The sequence below is a fragment of the Solitalea longa genome, from assembly GCF_002920915.1.
GTDB lineage: Bacteria > Bacteroidota > Bacteroidia > Sphingobacteriales > Sphingobacteriaceae > Solitalea > Solitalea longa.
The window spans coordinates 44,768-59,843 of record NZ_PQVF01000002.1; the positions used below are offsets into that span (position 1 = coordinate 44,768).

Below are 15,076 nucleotides of genomic sequence, written 5' to 3' on the forward strand. Positions count from 1 at the left end.
TTAAATTACTCTAAATACATTTTTATGAGGGATATTCGCATCAAAAACAGTTTAAAGAAGATTGAAGGCCGAAACTGTTTTTTTCAAATTTTTAATCCTGAAATACACATGAAGATAATTGCTATTGGAAGAAATTATGTTGCCCATGCCAAAGAGTTAAACAATGCGGTGCCTGCCTCCCCGGTAATATTTATGAAGCCCGACACAGCTGTACTTAAGCATAATCAACCATTTTATCACCCTGATTTTTCCAACGAAATTCATCATGAAATTGAGATCGTTTTGAAGATAAGCAAGGAGGGAAAACATATAGATCCAAAATTTGCCGGAAATTATTTTGACGAAATTGGTTTAGGAGTTGATTTTACTGCACGGGACATACAACAAAATCTAAAAGAAAAAGGTCTTCCCTGGGAATTGGCCAAAGGTTTTGACAGTTCAGCTCCTGTTAGTGAGTTTATTCCAAAAGCTGAATTTTCAGATTTGAAGAATATCAATTTCAACTTATTAATTAATGAACAGGAAGTTCAAAAAGGAAATACTCAAAACATGATATTCCCGTTTGAGGAACTGATAAGTTATATATCCAAATTTATCACCCTAAAAAAAGGCGATCTAATTTTTACCGGAACTCCTGAAGGGGTTGGAAAAGTGGCCATTGGCGATAAATTAACGGGCTTTATTGAAGGTAAACGACTATTAGATTTCGAGATAAAATAATTGAAACCTATGAGTTTATTAAAAGGGGCTATTGCCCTTATTGTGGGTATCTCCACTTGTGTGGGTTTTTTCTTTCACAAATCTGAACCCCCAAAAAACGGAAATGCGAAACAGGAAACAATTCAGGAAAGAACTTATCCACAGGGGTATTTCAGATTGCCAATGGATATTCCTGTGGCAATTGCGGGAACCTTTGGCGAGTTACGCCCCAATCATTTTCATACAGGACTAGACTTTAAAACACAGCAAAAAACAGGATTCCCGATTTATGCAGTTGCCGATGGGTATATTTCAAGGTTAAGGGTTCAGATTTGGGCATTTGGAAATGCAGCCTATATCGATCATCCCAATGGCTATACATCTGTTTACGCGCATATGATGAAATTCGCCCCTCGTTTGGAAGAAGCACTGAGAAGAGCACAAGCAAGCCGTGAATCATTTGAAGTTGACTTTAACTTATTACCAACCGATCTGATTGTAAAAAAAGGTGAACTTATCGGTTATTCGGGAGACACTGGCAGCTCAGGTGGACCGCATCTTCATTTTGAAATAAGAGATACTAAATCAGAAGAACCTATAAATCCGTTATTATTTGGCTTACCCGTAGCCGACACCAAAAGACCTTTCATAAAAGGATTTTATGTTTATCCATTAAACGATAGCAGTACGGTGAACGGAAGTAATGTCAGAGCGGGTTTCCCAATTGTAAATAAAGGCATTGGAGAATATGCAGTAAGTCAGGCATCTGCTATTAATGTAAATGGACAAATAGGCTTCGGAGTTATAACGGACGATATGCAGGATGGAGCCGGAAACTTAAATGGCATCTACTCTATTGAACTGAAACGCGACGAACAAACTGTGTACAAAGCCGTATTCGACCATTTAGACTTTAATTTACAGCGTTGCATTAATTCTTATATCGATTACCATTCATTTCAGCTGAACAAAAATTTCATTCAAAAATCGTTTGTTGATCCGGGAAATAAATTACCCATTTTTAAAATTACTCCTAATAGCGGCATCCAAAGTTTTGAAATTGAAGGCAATTATAAATTTGAATACATTGTTAAAGATGTGGCCGGAAATACTTCTTCATTAACATTTAACGTAAATGGAACCGGGATAAAAAAAAGATTTTCACATCCTGCAAAAGCTGGAACCACCCAGTTTTATTGGGATAAAGAAAACCGCTTTACTAGCGAAAATATGATTGCAACCTTTCCCGTTGGATGCTTTTTCGATGACTTCAACTTTGAATTTAAAATGGGTAGCAAAGTTTACGGAGCTTATTCGAATTTATACTCTGTTCACAACAAGTCGGTTCCTATTAATAAACCTTACACATTGCAAATTAAACCTGATGCAAGCCTTTCGGTTCCGGAAAAAGCAGTTATTGTAAACGATAGTCGAACTTACCAAGGGGGTGAATATGAAAACGGATATGTAAAAGCTCAACTTAAAGGCTTTGGCACCTATTACTTAATGGCCGACACCATTGCTCCGCGAATTACTCCTTTAAATATCATCAATGAAAAGAATATGGCGGCATTGTCGTCAATTACCTTTAGAGTTGGCGATATGTTATCGGGTGTTAAAGAATGGAAAGGCATGATTGATGGTGAATGGGTTCTGTTTGAAATGAATGGAAAAACGGGTGTTTTAAAACATACTTTTACATCTAAAACTACCTCCGGAAAACACACATTACAATTAGTGGTAACTGACATGAAAAACAATTCGGCTTTATATGAAGCTGAATTTTATAGATAAGATTTAAAAAACTGAATTTTAACAATGGCAAAAATAAAAATTGGAGATAAAGCTCCTGAGTTCTCAGGAAATGATCAAAATGGAAAACCAATTTCAATAAGCAATTTTAAAGGTAAAACAATCATTTTGTTTTTTTACCCAAAGGATAGTACACCTACTTGTACCGTTGAAGCCTGCAATTTCAGAGACAATTATGCTGCTCTATCTGCCAAAGGGTTCACTGTAATAGGAGTTAGCGCTGATTCAGAAAAGTCACACTCAAAATTTGCCGGCAAACATAACCTTCCGTACACTTTAATTGCCGATCCAGACAAAAAAATGATAGAAGATTATGGGGTTTGGGCCGAAAAAATGATGTTTGGAAAAAAATATATGGGTATACTCAGAACCACGTTTGTTATTGATGGAAATGGCATAATTACTCATATCATAGAAAAAGTAGATTCAAAAAATTCAACGCAGCAGGTACTCGACCTGATTGGCTAACTTTTAAGATCGCCTTGCATGATACAATATTTTCAAGCAGGCGATCTTTTTTCTTTTATAATGCCGCCCCCTTCTTACATAATGCGCGCATAATTTTCAGCTTAAAAACGAACGGGTTCGATTATTTTTTTGTTTATTTACTCAAATCAATAAATAACCATGATTGCAGAAATTGGACATTCGGCTTTTCACTCCATTATTAACAACCAAGCTGCTTATTTTAAATCAGGAGCAACGCTTAGCTATCAATTCAGGCTTGATCAGTTAAAAAGGCTTAAACAAGTCATCCGCAATAATGAGCAAGCCATTTTCGATGCTTTGAATAAAGATTTGAATAAACATGAGTTTGAATCGTATAGCACTGAAGTTGGCGTGGTTTACGAAGAGCTGAACTTTGCAATTAAGAATTTAAAGAGTTGGATGAAACCAGAACGCCAAAGCACACCATTTGCGTTATTCCCATCTTCAAGTTATATCCATAAAGACCCATTAGGTTGTGTATTGATCATTGCCCCATGGAATTATCCATTTCAGCTATTGATCAATCCTTTGATTGGCGCTATTGCAGGTGGAAATTGCACGGTTCTTAAGCCTTCGGAGTTAGCTCCTGCAACAGCTGAAATAGTTGAAAAGATCATTACTGAAGTTTTTGATCCGGCATATGTAGCTACTATTCAGGGCGATGGAGCTCAGGTAATTCCAGAGATAATGAACAGTCATCGTTTCGACCTGGTATTTTTTACAGGTAGTATACCGGTAGGCTATGCAATTGCCGAAATAGCTGCTAAAAAACTTACCCCTGTTATTTTGGAACTTGGCGGAAAAAGTCCTTGTATTGTTGATAAAGATGTTGATTTGCACAATGCAGCTAAACGCATTGTCTGGGGCAAGTTTACCAACGCCGGACAAACATGTGTAGCGCCGGATTATTTGATGGTTCATAATTCTCGTAAAAAAGAATTGATTGAACTGATAAAAAAATATACTAATGAGTTTTACACGGAAACGCCTTCTAGTGGTGATTATGGCCGAATTATTAATAAACGCCGATTTACTACATTAAAAAACTATCTCGAACAAGGCAACATCATATTTGGTGGCCAAACAACGGAAGAGGAGCTTTACATTGCTCCTACTCTAATGGAGAACGTTTCTATAGACGCCCCGCTGATGACAGATGAGATCTTCGGACCGATCTTGCCTGTTTATGGGTTTGACTCCTATAAGGAAACCTTAGCTCTTATCAACAAAAATGCTAATCCGCTTGCTTTTTATCTCTTCACCTCAAATAAGGAAACAGAACAGTTTTATATTAATAAAGTGTCATTTGGAGGAGGATGTATCAACAACACATTGATTCACTTAGGAAATCCGCATTTACCTTTTGGGGGAGTTGGCAATAGTGGTATAGGGTATTATCATGGAAAGTTCAGTTTTGATGCTTTTACCCGAATGAAAGCGGTTTTAAAAACACAAACCTGGTTCGACAGTGGTATTCAATACGCCCCATTTAAGGAAAAAATTAAACTGCTGCGAATGTTTTTACGATACTAATTTAGTCAATAGTCCATCGACCATAGAAATTTAATCGGTATATTTTTCTATGGTCTACCAATTAATAACCCCGGACTAATCTTTTTACTTTTGTGCGCATATGCATTCCCTATTAAATAAATTAAATCTTACTGAGCGCTTTTCTCAGCAAATCAACTTTATCCTCGAAACGGATAAACTCAAACAAGTGATCAGGAGAAATTTTATTGCTGACGGAAGCCGAAGGGAAAATACCGCCGAACACTCATGGCAGATCATTCTTATTACCCTTACTTTTTCTGAATACGCCAAAGAAAAAAACATAGACCTATTAAGAGTTATTAAGATGCTAACGCTGCATGATTTGGTTGAAATTTATGCCGGCGATGTATTTTTATTTGACGAACAGGCCAATATTGGAAAATTTGAAAATGAAAAACTTTCGGCAGAGAAACTTTTCGGTTCCTTACCGGAAGATCAAAAGCACGAGTTTATCTCATTATGGCTTGAATTTGAGGCCACCAACACTCCCGAAGCATTATTTGCAAATGCGATTGACAGAATCACTCCTTTTTTATTAAACTCTGTAAATGGAGGACAAAGCTGGACCGAAGCCGGAGTAAAAGCTGAACAAGCTCTTAAAAAATTAGCTATTATTGAACAGGGATCTGATGAAATTTGGGAACTGTTTACTCAGTTGCTCGAGCATGCAAAAACTCATCAACTTTTATTGTAAAAATTTGCCTTCACGTTTCAAAAACCTATAAATCCCCTTTTTCTTCCGAGCTGTTTTTTGTAAATTATATATACCAATTCACAGCTTATGGATCTTTTTACCTATCCCTCTTATGAAGAAAGACATGAGCGTTTAAACACGCTTACTCATCTCTCAGGAGCCATAGCATTCTCAATTGGAGGAATGTATCTACTATGGCAATGTATGTTTATCAGAGCAAGCCTTTTACTTCCCATTGGATTTTACGCGGCTTCCTTGATCACCATGTTTTTTGTATCAAGCATTTACCATGCTACCCGACAACCGGAACGAAAGCGATTCTGGCAAATTATCGATCATTGCTGCATTTTTCTTTTGATAGGAGGAACCTATGCTCCTGTTATTATTCATTACGTTAGAAATGAGACAGGAAGCATGTTTTTAACTGCCATGTGGACAATTATAATTACCGGTATCTTTTTTAAGATCTTTTTTACCGGCAAGTACACAATTCTATCTACCACCATTTATGTTTGTCTGGGTTGGATGGGCATATTGATCATCGAACCAATTGCAGCTTCGGTTCCCAACCCAATTTTATCTTTACTTGGTTTTGGCGGATTGCTTTATTCTATTGGGGTTTATTTTTATCGAAATGAAAAAATAGCTTACAACCATACGATATGGCATTTATTTGTTTTAGGTGGGGCCGCAGCACATTTTGGTGCTATGTTGCAATTAATCAGTGGATAATCGATCTTTTAATAATTTAACCTAAAGCATTCAGCAACAAACAAAGGCTGAATGCTTTTCTTTTTTAATACCTTTATTTTCCTATTTATCCCAACTCCAATTAGAATGTGTTTAATGGCCATTCTGAGCATTCATTCACAAATGAGATTATTTGATTTTCATCGTTTTAAAGCTCAGATAATTATTTAATTTTGCGCCTTTAAATAATTCGTTCATATTCTTCAATATAACTATTAAAACCCACGAAATGCCAACTACAGAAAAGTTAAAAAAGGTTGCTTTGCAAGTGCGAAGAGACATTGTACGTATGGTTCATGCTGTAAACTCTGGTCACCCTGGAGGTTCATTAGGCTGTACAGATTACTTAGTTGCTCTTTACTTCGAAGTAATGAAACACAACCCTGAGTTTAACATGGATGCCATTGGCGAAGATGTCTTCTTCCTTTCAAATGGACATATTTCACCAGTGTTTTACAGCGTATTAGCTCGTTCGGGATACTTTCCTGTAAAAGAGTTAAGCACATTCCGTAAACTAAATAGCCGTTTACAAGGTCACCCAACCACTCACGAAGGGTTACCAGGCGTTCGTATGGCTTCAGGTTCATTAGGACAAGGGCTTTCAGTTGCTTTAGGTGCTGCTCAAACTAAAAAATTAAACGGCGACAAAAGCCTTGTATTTACTTTACATGGCGATGGTGAGTTACAAGAAGGCCAAATTTGGGAAGCTGCAATGTATGCTGCACACAATAAAGTGGATAACATCATCTCAACAATTGACGTTAATGGCCAGCAGATAGATGGTTCTACCGATCAGGTTTTATCATTAGGTAGCTTAAGAGCAAAATTTGAAGCATTCGGCTGGGAAGTTATTGATATGGACGGCAACAACATGGATGAGGTAATAAAAACCCTTAACTATGCCAAAACACAAACCGGTAAAGGAAAACCAGTAGTTATTTTAATGAAAACTGAAATGGGCTTTGGTGTAGACTTTATGATGGGTTCTCATAAATGGCATGGAGTTGCGCCAAATGATGAGCAATTGGCTCAGGCTTTAGCTCAGTTAGAAGAGCCGGTTGGCTATAACTACTGCGGAGACTACTAAGATAATTCGAGAATTAGAACTATTGATGATTTGAAAATGTAGTTGCTTTAAATGATATGAGCAGCTGTATTTCGATATAAAACTCTAAAATGAAAAAATACACTTTCACAGAGAAAAAAGATACTCGTTCAGGTTTCGGCGCCGGTTTAGCTGAACTTGGCAAAACTAATCCAAATGTGGTTGCACTTTGTGCCGATTTGATTGGTTCATTAAAAATGGATGCTTTTAAGAAAGAGTTTCCTGAGCGTTTTTTCCAGGTTGGTATTGCCGAAGCTAACATGATTGGCTTAGCTGCAGGTATGACTATTGGCGGTAAAATTCCTTTTACCGGAACTTTTGCTAACTTCTCAACAGGTCGTGTTTACGATCAAATTCGCCAGTCGGTAGCATATTCAGATAAAAATGTAAAGATCTGTGCTTCACACGCCGGCTTAACTTTGGGTGAAGATGGTGCAACTCACCAGATCTTAGAAGATATTGGTTTGATGAAAATGTTACCTGGAATGACAGTGATCAATCCTTGCGACTTTAATCAAACTAAAGCGGCAACAATTGCCATTGCAGACCACCATGGACCAGTGTACTTACGCTTTGGCCGTCCAACTGTACCTAACTTCACTCCTGCTGATCAAACATTTGAAATTGGTAAAGCCTTAATGTTAAATGAAGGCACTGATGTTACCATTTTTGCTACCGGTCACCTGGTATGGCCAGCAATTGAAGCTGGTGAAGCATTAGCTGAAATGGGCATCAATGCAGAAATTATTAATATCCACACCATTAAACCTTTAGACGATGAAGCAATCTTAGCTTCTGTAGCCAAAACCGGTTGCGTAGTAAGTTGCGAAGAGCATAATCGTTTAGGTGGATTAGGTGACAGCATCGCTCAATTATTGATTAAAAACAAACCTGTTCCAATGGAATATGTTGCAGTAAATGATTCGTTTGGAGAAAGTGGAACTCCTGACCAATTAATGACTAAATATGGTTTGGATAAAAATCATATTATTGAAGCAGCTAAAAAGGCAATTAGCCGTAAATAATTCTCCTTCAGGTTTAGGTATCAAACTGAACGCTTAATTGGCTATTATTTTTTTATTACATTAGCCGATACCGAATCAAAGCGATACAAGCACTTAATGAAGGAAGAAATAAGCGATAAAGATTTATTAGTAAGGTTTCGAAGTGAATCCACCCGAAACCTTGCTTTTAATCAACTCATAGAAAAATACCAGAAACGATTGTATTGGCACATTCGGAGATTGGTCATAGATCATGACGACGCCGATGATGTAATACAGGAAGTTTTCATTAAGGTTTGGAAAAACCTCTCTAATTTCAGAGAAGACTCACAGTTATATACCTGGCTGTACCGCATTGCTACCAACGAATCCATCACTTTCTTAAACCGACAAAAAATGAGAGCCTCTGAAAGCTTTGAGGATCATGCCGGTTATCTTGTAGATAAGCTTACGGATAGTATTTATGTTGATGGCAATCATATTCAAATGAAGCTGCAAAGGGCCATTTTAACCTTACCGGAAAAACAGCGTATTGTGTTCAACATGAAATACTTCGATGAAATGAAATATGAAGAAATGTCGGAAGTTTTGGATACCAGTGTGGGTGCATTAAAAGCTTCGTATCATCACGCCGTAAAAAAAATCGAAGAATACTTTAAGCATAATGAGTAAATTATTCTACAAACCAACAGCGTTTTATAACTTTTTCTCATTCCAATTTAAACCATTTTTGATTTTATCACTCTATTAAACTAAAGCGATTTAAAAGTGAATTTCAACGATTTAGAAAAAAATCTCCCACAGCCCGAACAAACCTCTCCGTTTACGGTGCCTGAGAATTATTTCAATTCACTTAATGACCGTATTTGGGAAAGAATTAAAATGGAGGACGCCGGGTTAAATATAGAAGGTTTAACTAATGAGAATCCGTTCAAGCTTCCTGAGACTTATTTCGAAAATCTTTCATCCAAAATAAAGGATCAATTAGACACTGGTGATGAGGAAGATGTCCATTTAAGCATTCCAGGCTTAAACAATATAAATCCTTTTACTGCACCTACTGATTATTTTGATGAACTTCCGACTACAATTGAAGAACGGGTGTTTAGTGAAATTGCTGACATTGAACTCGAAAATGCCAATCAGACATTTATTCGCAGGTTTTATCGCTTAGCAATAGCAGCCTGCTTTACCGCGCTGGCAAGTTGGTTTGGGTACAATATTTATCAAGTTAACCAACTTGACAAGCAAATGAACAGCACCGCCAATGTGGTTAAAATCGACAATCAAAATTTTGACCTTAATTATTTTGACGAATCCATGCTGGTTGAAGAAGTGGTTAATACTTCGGCGGGCAATGCAGCAGTTAATCCTTCGGCTGAAAAAACCAGGAAACTGGAAAATTACATTTTAAATAATGTTGATGAGGAACTCTTACTACAGGAATTATAAACTAATGAAAAAATATAGCTTTTCTTTTTTGGGATTCATATTATTTACTTTTTTGCCCTTGTTTCTTAAGGCGCAAGATTTCAATCAACGTAAAGCCGATATTGAAGCATTAAAAGTTTCTATTATTACCACTAAAGTGGGATTAACAGCTGATGAAGGCAAGATTTTTTGGCCGGTTTATAATGAATACCAGGCCGAAAAGCAACGATTAATGAAAGAACGTCGTCAGAAAATAGTTCAGGCACGGATGAACGCCGATAATTTATCGGATAAGGAAGTTGAAGAACTGATTCAAAATGATTTTGCTATTCAACAACGTGAGCTGGATATTGAAAAGAAATATTACGATCGATTTAAAAAGGTTATTCCATTAAAAAAAGTAGCCAAACTTTATATGGCCGAAGAACAATTTAAACGGGAACTACTAAAACGCTTACGTAATCAGCAGGGTCAAACAACTGATTAAAGCCATTTTTTACGACGAAACCAAAAATAAACAATGATGGTTACGATAATCATTACTACCCATGTAACGAGGTAACCATGAGGCGTTTTTAATTCGGGCATATTTTCAAAATTCATCCCATAAACACCTACTATAAATGTTAAAGGCATAAAGAAGACCGAGAAGATGGTCAGAACTCTCATTACTTCATTGGTTTTCTGCGAAGCTAAAGAAATATATGTGGCAGTTAGGTTGCTGGCCGAATCTATTAATTGATCCAGATGGGTTTCAACTTCAACATAGGTATCTTTTAAATCCTGCATTATCGGCCCCTCCAAATTTTCGCCCAGCTTAATTATTATATCTCGTGAAACGAGAATTGTCCTTCTTAACGTTGAAGATTTTCGTTTCAACTGATAAAAATGCTGTAATAAATTTGGTAAACGATTTTTCAAAAACATCCGGTCTTCATAAAACTCAAGAAGCTCGGCTATTTTAGCTATAGGACTTTCATACGACATTAATACCTTGTCCATAATTAAAGCAAGTAATTGAAACCTACCAGGAGAGTTTTTCATGGCAGTGCATCGGTCCTGCAAGTCGAGTAAAAATGGTTGTGGTGAACGATGAATGGTTATTACCAAACCATCAGCAGAGAAAATGGCAATTTTACGGGTTAATCCATTAATGTTTAACTCATCGGACTTTGCATTCTGATCATAAATTCGCGCAATAATAAAAACCACATCTTCAATCACCTCATACTTAGGTAAATGATCAGGCTCAAGGCAATCTTGTACTGAGGTATAATGCAACTTGTACTTCAAGGCAATATCATTCAACTCATTTGGAGTTGGATTTTCAACATCTATCCAAGTAAACCCTGCATTTTCTTTTTCCTGTAAGGTAGTAATCATACGGCAAGATAATATTTGTTTTGAAAGTGGTCAATTACTAACATCATGTTAAAAAAATCCTCTCTAAAGGCCCTTACAATTGATTAACATTGCTTTCAAATTTGAAGTACCAATGTAACCTCAACACTTTACCGTTACCTGTTAGTCAATTAAAATATCATCACTTATTATTATTTTCATGATTAGTCTACTTAATTTTTGGTGGGTTCTTATCCCCATTGTTATGGTCGTTTTTTATAAAATGATCTTTCGTGTTTTCCTAGGAATTGTTTTCGTTCCGGAAGATAAAATCGGATTGGTCACTAAAAAGTTCGTCTTATTAGGTCCTAACAAAAGTCTACCTGAAGGAAGAATTATTGCCACCTTAGGTGAGGCTGGTTTTCAGGCAAAACCACTTCCACCAGGTATTCACTTTTGGTATTGGTTATGGCAATACGAAGTAAAACTGGAAAGTTTAACGGTAATCCCTCAGGGAAAAATAGGTTTGATAAATGCCAAAGATGGCGCAGAACTAGAAAGCGGACGCATTTTAGGTCGTAAGGTTGATTGCGATTCATTTCAGGATGCTGAGAAATTCTTAATAAATGGCGGACGAAAAGGCCGTCAATCGCAATATATAACTACCGGTATTTACCGTATCAATACTAACCTTTTTGAGATAGAACTGACCAATATGGCGGTTATCAGTGAAAACATGGTAGGTATTGTTACTACACTAGATGGGGAGCCATTACCCGCCGGAAGCATAGCAGGCAAAGATGTAGGCGGTCATAATATGTTCCAAAATGCAGATGCGTTTTTAGAGGCTGGCGGATACAAGGGTTTACAGCCTCAGGTAATGCTGGCAGGATCATATTATCTTAATCCGTGGTTTATTCAGGTTGAAGAAACTAAAATGACCGAAATACCAATTGGACATGTGGGTGTGGTTATTTCTTACGTTGGACAAGATGGCGAAGATTTGAGCGGCACGGAGTTTAAGCATGGAAACATTGTGGGAAAAGGTTACAAAGGTGTTTGGGCTGAACCTTATGGACCGGGAAAATATCCGATCAACAATTACATTATGCGTGTTGAGTTGGTTCCAACTACTAACCTGGTTTTAAACTGGGCAAGTGCGCGTAGTGAATCACATCAGTTAGACAAAAATCTTTCGACCATTACAGTACGTTCTAAAGACGGTTTCCCTTTCAACCTGGATGTTTCTCAGATCATTCATATTCCAACAAACGAAGCGCCTAAGGTAATTGCCCGTTTTGGAAACATGACCAACCTTGTGAGCCAGGTTTTAGAACCTACCATTGGTAACTATTTCCGTAACTCGGCACAAGATTCGGATGTTATTGCGTTCCTTGGAACACGTAAAGAGCGTCAGCAATCAGCCAGAGAACACATTCGTCAAGTACTGGACCAATATAACGTTAACGGTGTTGATACTTTGATCGGAGATATCGTTCCTCCTGAGTCATTGATGAAAACCTTGACCGACCGTAAAATCGCTGAAGAACAAAAAGTAACTTTCGAAACGCAGAAACAAGCGCAGGAAACCCGTCAGTTGTTGGAAAAAGAAACAGCCTTGGCTGAGATCCAGAAAGATATTGTTAAAGCAGACCAGGGAGTACTTATTGCAAAACGCGTTGCCGATGCTTCGGTTGAAAAAGCAACGGGTGAAGCAACCAGCGTTAAACTTCAATCTACAGCCGAAGCCGAAAAAGTAAAAGTATTGGCAAGTGCAGAAGCTGAAAAAACCAAAATGCTGGCATCTGCCGAAGCTGAAAAAATTTCGAAAACCGGTAATGCAGAGGCAGAGAAAATTCTGGCTATCGGTAAATCATCTGCAGAATCATATAAATTGGCGGTTAGCGCAATGGGCGGCGACAACTTTACTCAATATAAAATTGCCGAAACTATTGGTAAAGATCGCATTAAGATCATTCCTGACGTATTGATTTCAGGAGGCGCTGATAACACCAACAGCTCTATCAGTGGTTTATTAGGTTTAAAATTGATGGACGAGCTTGCACGAAAAGGTGGTAGTGAAGCTAAACCAGAATTGAAACTGAAAGGTGATAAGCCTGAAAAGCACGACTAATCTGATTATTAAATAATTTCAAGAGCCGGAAACATTAGTTCCGGCTCTTTGCGTTTTATATAAAAACTAATAAAAGAAAATCAGCAATTTTGCAGTATGATTCCATTACGTCAGTTATTTCTACAACATAACGCACAAACCACCGATTTTCCTTTAATGCTCGAATTCACTAGAGGTGAAGGCATTTATTTGTTCGACAAAAACAATAAGCCTCATATCGATCTGATCTCAGGAATCGGGGTAAGCAATATAGGCCATTGTCACCCAAAGGTTGTTAATGCAATAAAAACACAAGCCGAAACCTACATGCACCAAATGGTATATGGAGAGTTCATTCAAGCGCCACAAACAGAATTTGCCAAAAAGCTGGCCGCTCATCTTCCTGAGCAGCTACAGTCGGTTTATTTTGTAAACTCAGGTGCCGAAGCTACTGAAGGAGCATTAAAACTAGCGAAGCGTTTTACCGGAAGAACGGAAATTATTGCCTGTAAAAATTCGTACCATGGAAGTACAAACGGTGCTTTAAGCGTAATGGGCAATGAGGATTACAAATATGCTTTCAGACCACTTCTGCCTGATATTCGTTTCATCAACTTCAATCATTTACCCGATCTTGAATTAATAACCACTAAAACCGCTTGTGTTATTCTCGAAACCATTCAGGGTGAAGCGGGTATTCGCGTACCTTCATTAGAATATATGCAAGCCTTGAGAAAGCGTTGCACGGAAACAGGTACGCTTTTAATTTTAGATGAGATCCAAGCCGGAATGGGACGCACAGGTAAACTGTTTGCCTTTGAGCACTTTGGAGTTATTCCTGATGTTTTACTTCTGGCAAAAGCATTAGGGGCCGGAATGCCAATCGGTGCATTTATCTCTTCTAATGAAATCATGGCTAGCTTAAGAAATGATCCTATTTTGGGCCATGTTACCACTTTTGGAGGGCACCCGGTGTGCTGTGCTGCAGGCTTGGCCGGCTTTGAAGCCTTGCTTGAAAGCAATTTAATTGAGCAGGTAGAAGCTAAACATCAGCTTTTCAAAGAGCTATTAAACCATCTTGCCATTTTAGATTTCAGAGGAAAAGGATTAATGTTTACCATTGAGTTTGAAAGTTTCGAATTAAATAAGAAGATCATTGACCGATGTATTGAAAACGGCGTTATCACCGACTGGTTCTTGCATTGTTCAAACTCGCTAAGAATAGCTCCTCCCCTGATCATTACTGAAGATCAAATCAGAGAGGCATGTGCAATTATTTTGCAAAGCATCAATGAAATAATGTAGATTTTAGATTTACGAAGTACGAAATACAAATGCGTACATTTCTCCTAATTATGAATTTCAAATTCGTACCGCTAAAATTGTACTTCTAACTTTACTATATGAATGTTTTAATTGTTGAAGATCGATATAGCTTATCTGACGAGATTGCCAAGTTTCTAAAACAAGAAGGCTTTTTATGTGATTTAGCCTATAATAAAAAGGAAGCTACTGAAAAGCTTTTTGTCAATTCGTACGACTTTGTATTGCTTGACTTAGGTTTACCCGATGGCGATGGTTTAGAATTGCTGCAAGAGTTCAGGCAATTACCTAACCGGGAAGATGCTGTTATAGTTTTAACTGCACGAGGTGCAACAGAAGACAAGGTAAAGGGCCTAGATTTAGGAGCTGATGATTATTTAAGCAAACCGTTTGAGCTTTCGGAATTGAACTCGCGCATGCATGCGATACTGCGCAGGAAACATCGTTTGGTTAAAAATGATGTTAACCTGCATGGTTTTGTAATCGACATTCAAAACAGGGAGGTAAGTTTCAACAACACGAAGATCAGCCTGACAAAGAAAGAATTTGATATTCTTAACTTTTTAATGCTGAATAAAAACAGGGTAATATCGCGATTGCAGCTTACCGAGCATGTTTGGGGGGATGTTTTGGAAATTAACAGTGATTCGAACTTTGTAGATGTTCATGTTAAGAACCTTCGTAAAAAGCTTCAGACCCACTCTCCTATCGACTGGTTTGAAACGGTGAGAAGTATAGGATATAAGATAAACCAATAAAAT

Annotated in this window: 15 protein-coding genes; 14 read left to right on the forward strand and 1 reads right to left on the reverse strand. The window is 37.5% G+C overall.

Annotated features, from left to right (window positions below):
- Window positions 1-108: 108 nt before the first annotated feature.
- The 11 genes from C3K47_RS02760 to C3K47_RS02810 all read left to right on the forward strand — a co-directional run bounded on the left by C3K47_RS02760 (window position 109) and on the right by C3K47_RS02810 (window position 10,025).
- Entirely contained in the window at window positions 109-720 is a 612-nt protein-coding gene (locus C3K47_RS02760) for a fumarylacetoacetate hydrolase family protein (protein ID WP_103787889.1), read from the forward strand.
- Between the two features lie 9 nt (window positions 721-729).
- Window positions 730-2,493 carry a M23 family metallopeptidase gene (locus tag C3K47_RS19835; protein ID WP_103787566.1) on the forward strand — a complete coding sequence of 588 codons (1,764 nt, stop codon included), beginning with the start codon at window positions 730-732 and terminating at the stop codon, window positions 2,491-2,493.
- Between the two features lie 24 nt (window positions 2,494-2,517).
- Entirely contained in the window at window positions 2,518-2,979 is a 462-nt protein-coding gene (gene bcp / locus C3K47_RS02770; RefSeq protein ID WP_103787567.1) for a thioredoxin-dependent thiol peroxidase, read from the forward strand.
- Between the two features lie 159 nt (window positions 2,980-3,138).
- On the forward strand, window positions 3,139-4,533 hold the full coding sequence (locus C3K47_RS02775) for an aldehyde dehydrogenase (protein WP_103787568.1): 1,395 nt from the start codon (window positions 3,139-3,141) through the stop codon (window positions 4,531-4,533).
- Window positions 4,534-4,633: 100 nt separating this feature from the next.
- On the forward strand, window positions 4,634-5,248 hold the full coding sequence (locus C3K47_RS02780) for an HD domain-containing protein (protein ID WP_103787569.1): 615 nt from the start codon (window positions 4,634-4,636) through the stop codon (window positions 5,246-5,248).
- Between the two features lie 87 nt (window positions 5,249-5,335).
- Window positions 5,336-5,980 carry a PAQR family membrane homeostasis protein TrhA gene (trhA, locus tag C3K47_RS02785; protein WP_103787570.1) on the forward strand — a complete coding sequence of 215 codons (645 nt, stop codon included), beginning with the start codon at window positions 5,336-5,338 and terminating at the stop codon, window positions 5,978-5,980.
- Between the two features lie 247 nt (window positions 5,981-6,227).
- Entirely contained in the window at window positions 6,228-7,085 is an 858-nt protein-coding gene (locus C3K47_RS02790) for a transketolase (RefSeq protein WP_103787571.1), read from the forward strand.
- A gap of 89 nt (window positions 7,086-7,174) precedes the next feature.
- The gene (locus C3K47_RS02795; RefSeq protein WP_103787572.1) at window positions 7,175-8,128 is read left to right on the forward strand and encodes a transketolase family protein; all 954 of its coding nucleotides are present in this window, start codon (window positions 7,175-7,177) and stop codon (window positions 8,126-8,128) included.
- Window positions 8,129-8,224: 96 nt separating this feature from the next.
- On the forward strand, window positions 8,225-8,779 hold the full coding sequence (locus C3K47_RS02800) for an RNA polymerase sigma factor (RefSeq protein ID WP_103787573.1): 555 nt from the start codon (window positions 8,225-8,227) through the stop codon (window positions 8,777-8,779).
- A 96-nt stretch (window positions 8,780-8,875) separates the two neighbouring features.
- On the forward strand, window positions 8,876-9,559 hold the full coding sequence (locus tag C3K47_RS02805; RefSeq protein ID WP_103787574.1) for a hypothetical protein: 684 nt from the start codon (window positions 8,876-8,878) through the stop codon (window positions 9,557-9,559).
- A 4-nt stretch (window positions 9,560-9,563) separates the two neighbouring features.
- Window positions 9,564-10,025: a hypothetical protein gene (locus tag C3K47_RS02810; RefSeq protein WP_133159317.1), complete on the forward strand. Its 462-nt coding sequence runs from the start codon at window positions 9,564-9,566 to the stop codon at window positions 10,023-10,025.
- Here C3K47_RS02810 and corA read toward each other — a convergent pair.
- The gene (corA, locus tag C3K47_RS02815) at window positions 10,022-10,921 is read right to left on the reverse strand and encodes a magnesium/cobalt transporter CorA (RefSeq protein ID WP_103787576.1); all 900 of its coding nucleotides are present in this window, start codon (window positions 10,919-10,921) and stop codon (window positions 10,022-10,024) included. The genes C3K47_RS02810 and corA overlap by 4 nt on opposite strands.
- Before the next feature lie 223 nt (window positions 10,922-11,144).
- On the opposite strand from corA, the gene C3K47_RS02820 reads away from it, so the two are divergent.
- The 3 genes from C3K47_RS02820 to C3K47_RS02830 all read left to right on the forward strand — a co-directional run bounded on the left by C3K47_RS02820 (window position 11,145) and on the right by C3K47_RS02830 (window position 15,073).
- The gene (locus C3K47_RS02820; RefSeq protein ID WP_243392486.1) at window positions 11,145-13,013 is read left to right on the forward strand and encodes an SPFH domain-containing protein; all 1,869 of its coding nucleotides are present in this window, start codon (window positions 11,145-11,147) and stop codon (window positions 13,011-13,013) included.
- A 96-nt stretch (window positions 13,014-13,109) separates the two neighbouring features.
- Window positions 13,110-14,297 (forward strand): aspartate aminotransferase family protein, encoded by a 1,188-nt coding sequence (locus C3K47_RS02825; protein WP_103787578.1) that lies wholly within the window; start codon window positions 13,110-13,112, stop codon window positions 14,295-14,297.
- A gap of 98 nt (window positions 14,298-14,395) precedes the next feature.
- Window positions 14,396-15,073: a response regulator transcription factor gene (locus C3K47_RS02830; RefSeq protein ID WP_103787579.1), complete on the forward strand. Its 678-nt coding sequence runs from the start codon at window positions 14,396-14,398 to the stop codon at window positions 15,071-15,073.
- Window positions 15,074-15,076 lie beyond the last annotated feature (3 nt).

What these genes read in the sequence shown, in the direction of transcription:
- C3K47_RS02760 (WP_103787889.1), top strand. Translation starts at nt 109, where the DNA reads ATGAAGATAATTGCTATTGGAAGAAATTATGTTGCCCATGCCAAAGAG.
- C3K47_RS19835 (WP_103787566.1), top strand. Translation starts at nt 730, where the DNA reads ATGAGTTTATTAAAAGGGGCTATTGCCCTTATTGTGGGTATCTCCACT.
- bcp (WP_103787567.1), top strand. Translation starts at nt 2,518, where the DNA reads ATGGCAAAAATAAAAATTGGAGATAAAGCTCCTGAGTTCTCAGGAAAT.
- C3K47_RS02775 (WP_103787568.1), top strand. Translation starts at nt 3,139, where the DNA reads ATGATTGCAGAAATTGGACATTCGGCTTTTCACTCCATTATTAACAAC.
- C3K47_RS02780 (WP_103787569.1), top strand. Translation starts at nt 4,634, where the DNA reads ATGCATTCCCTATTAAATAAATTAAATCTTACTGAGCGCTTTTCTCAG.
- trhA (WP_103787570.1), top strand. Translation starts at nt 5,336, where the DNA reads ATGGATCTTTTTACCTATCCCTCTTATGAAGAAAGACATGAGCGTTTA.
- C3K47_RS02790 (WP_103787571.1), top strand. Translation starts at nt 6,228, where the DNA reads ATGCCAACTACAGAAAAGTTAAAAAAGGTTGCTTTGCAAGTGCGAAGA.
- C3K47_RS02795 (WP_103787572.1), top strand. Translation starts at nt 7,175, where the DNA reads ATGAAAAAATACACTTTCACAGAGAAAAAAGATACTCGTTCAGGTTTC.
- C3K47_RS02800 (WP_103787573.1), top strand. Translation starts at nt 8,225, where the DNA reads ATGAAGGAAGAAATAAGCGATAAAGATTTATTAGTAAGGTTTCGAAGT.
- C3K47_RS02810 (WP_133159317.1), top strand. Translation starts at nt 9,564, where the DNA reads ATGAAAAAATATAGCTTTTCTTTTTTGGGATTCATATTATTTACTTTT.
- corA (WP_103787576.1), bottom strand. Translation starts at nt 10,921, where the DNA reads ATGATTACTACCTTACAGGAAAAAGAAAATGCAGGGTTTACTTGGATA.
- C3K47_RS02820 (WP_243392486.1), top strand. Translation starts at nt 11,145, where the DNA reads ATGGTCGTTTTTTATAAAATGATCTTTCGTGTTTTCCTAGGAATTGTT.
- C3K47_RS02825 (WP_103787578.1), top strand. Translation starts at nt 13,110, where the DNA reads ATGATTCCATTACGTCAGTTATTTCTACAACATAACGCACAAACCACC.
- C3K47_RS02830 (WP_103787579.1), top strand. Translation starts at nt 14,396, where the DNA reads ATGAATGTTTTAATTGTTGAAGATCGATATAGCTTATCTGACGAGATT.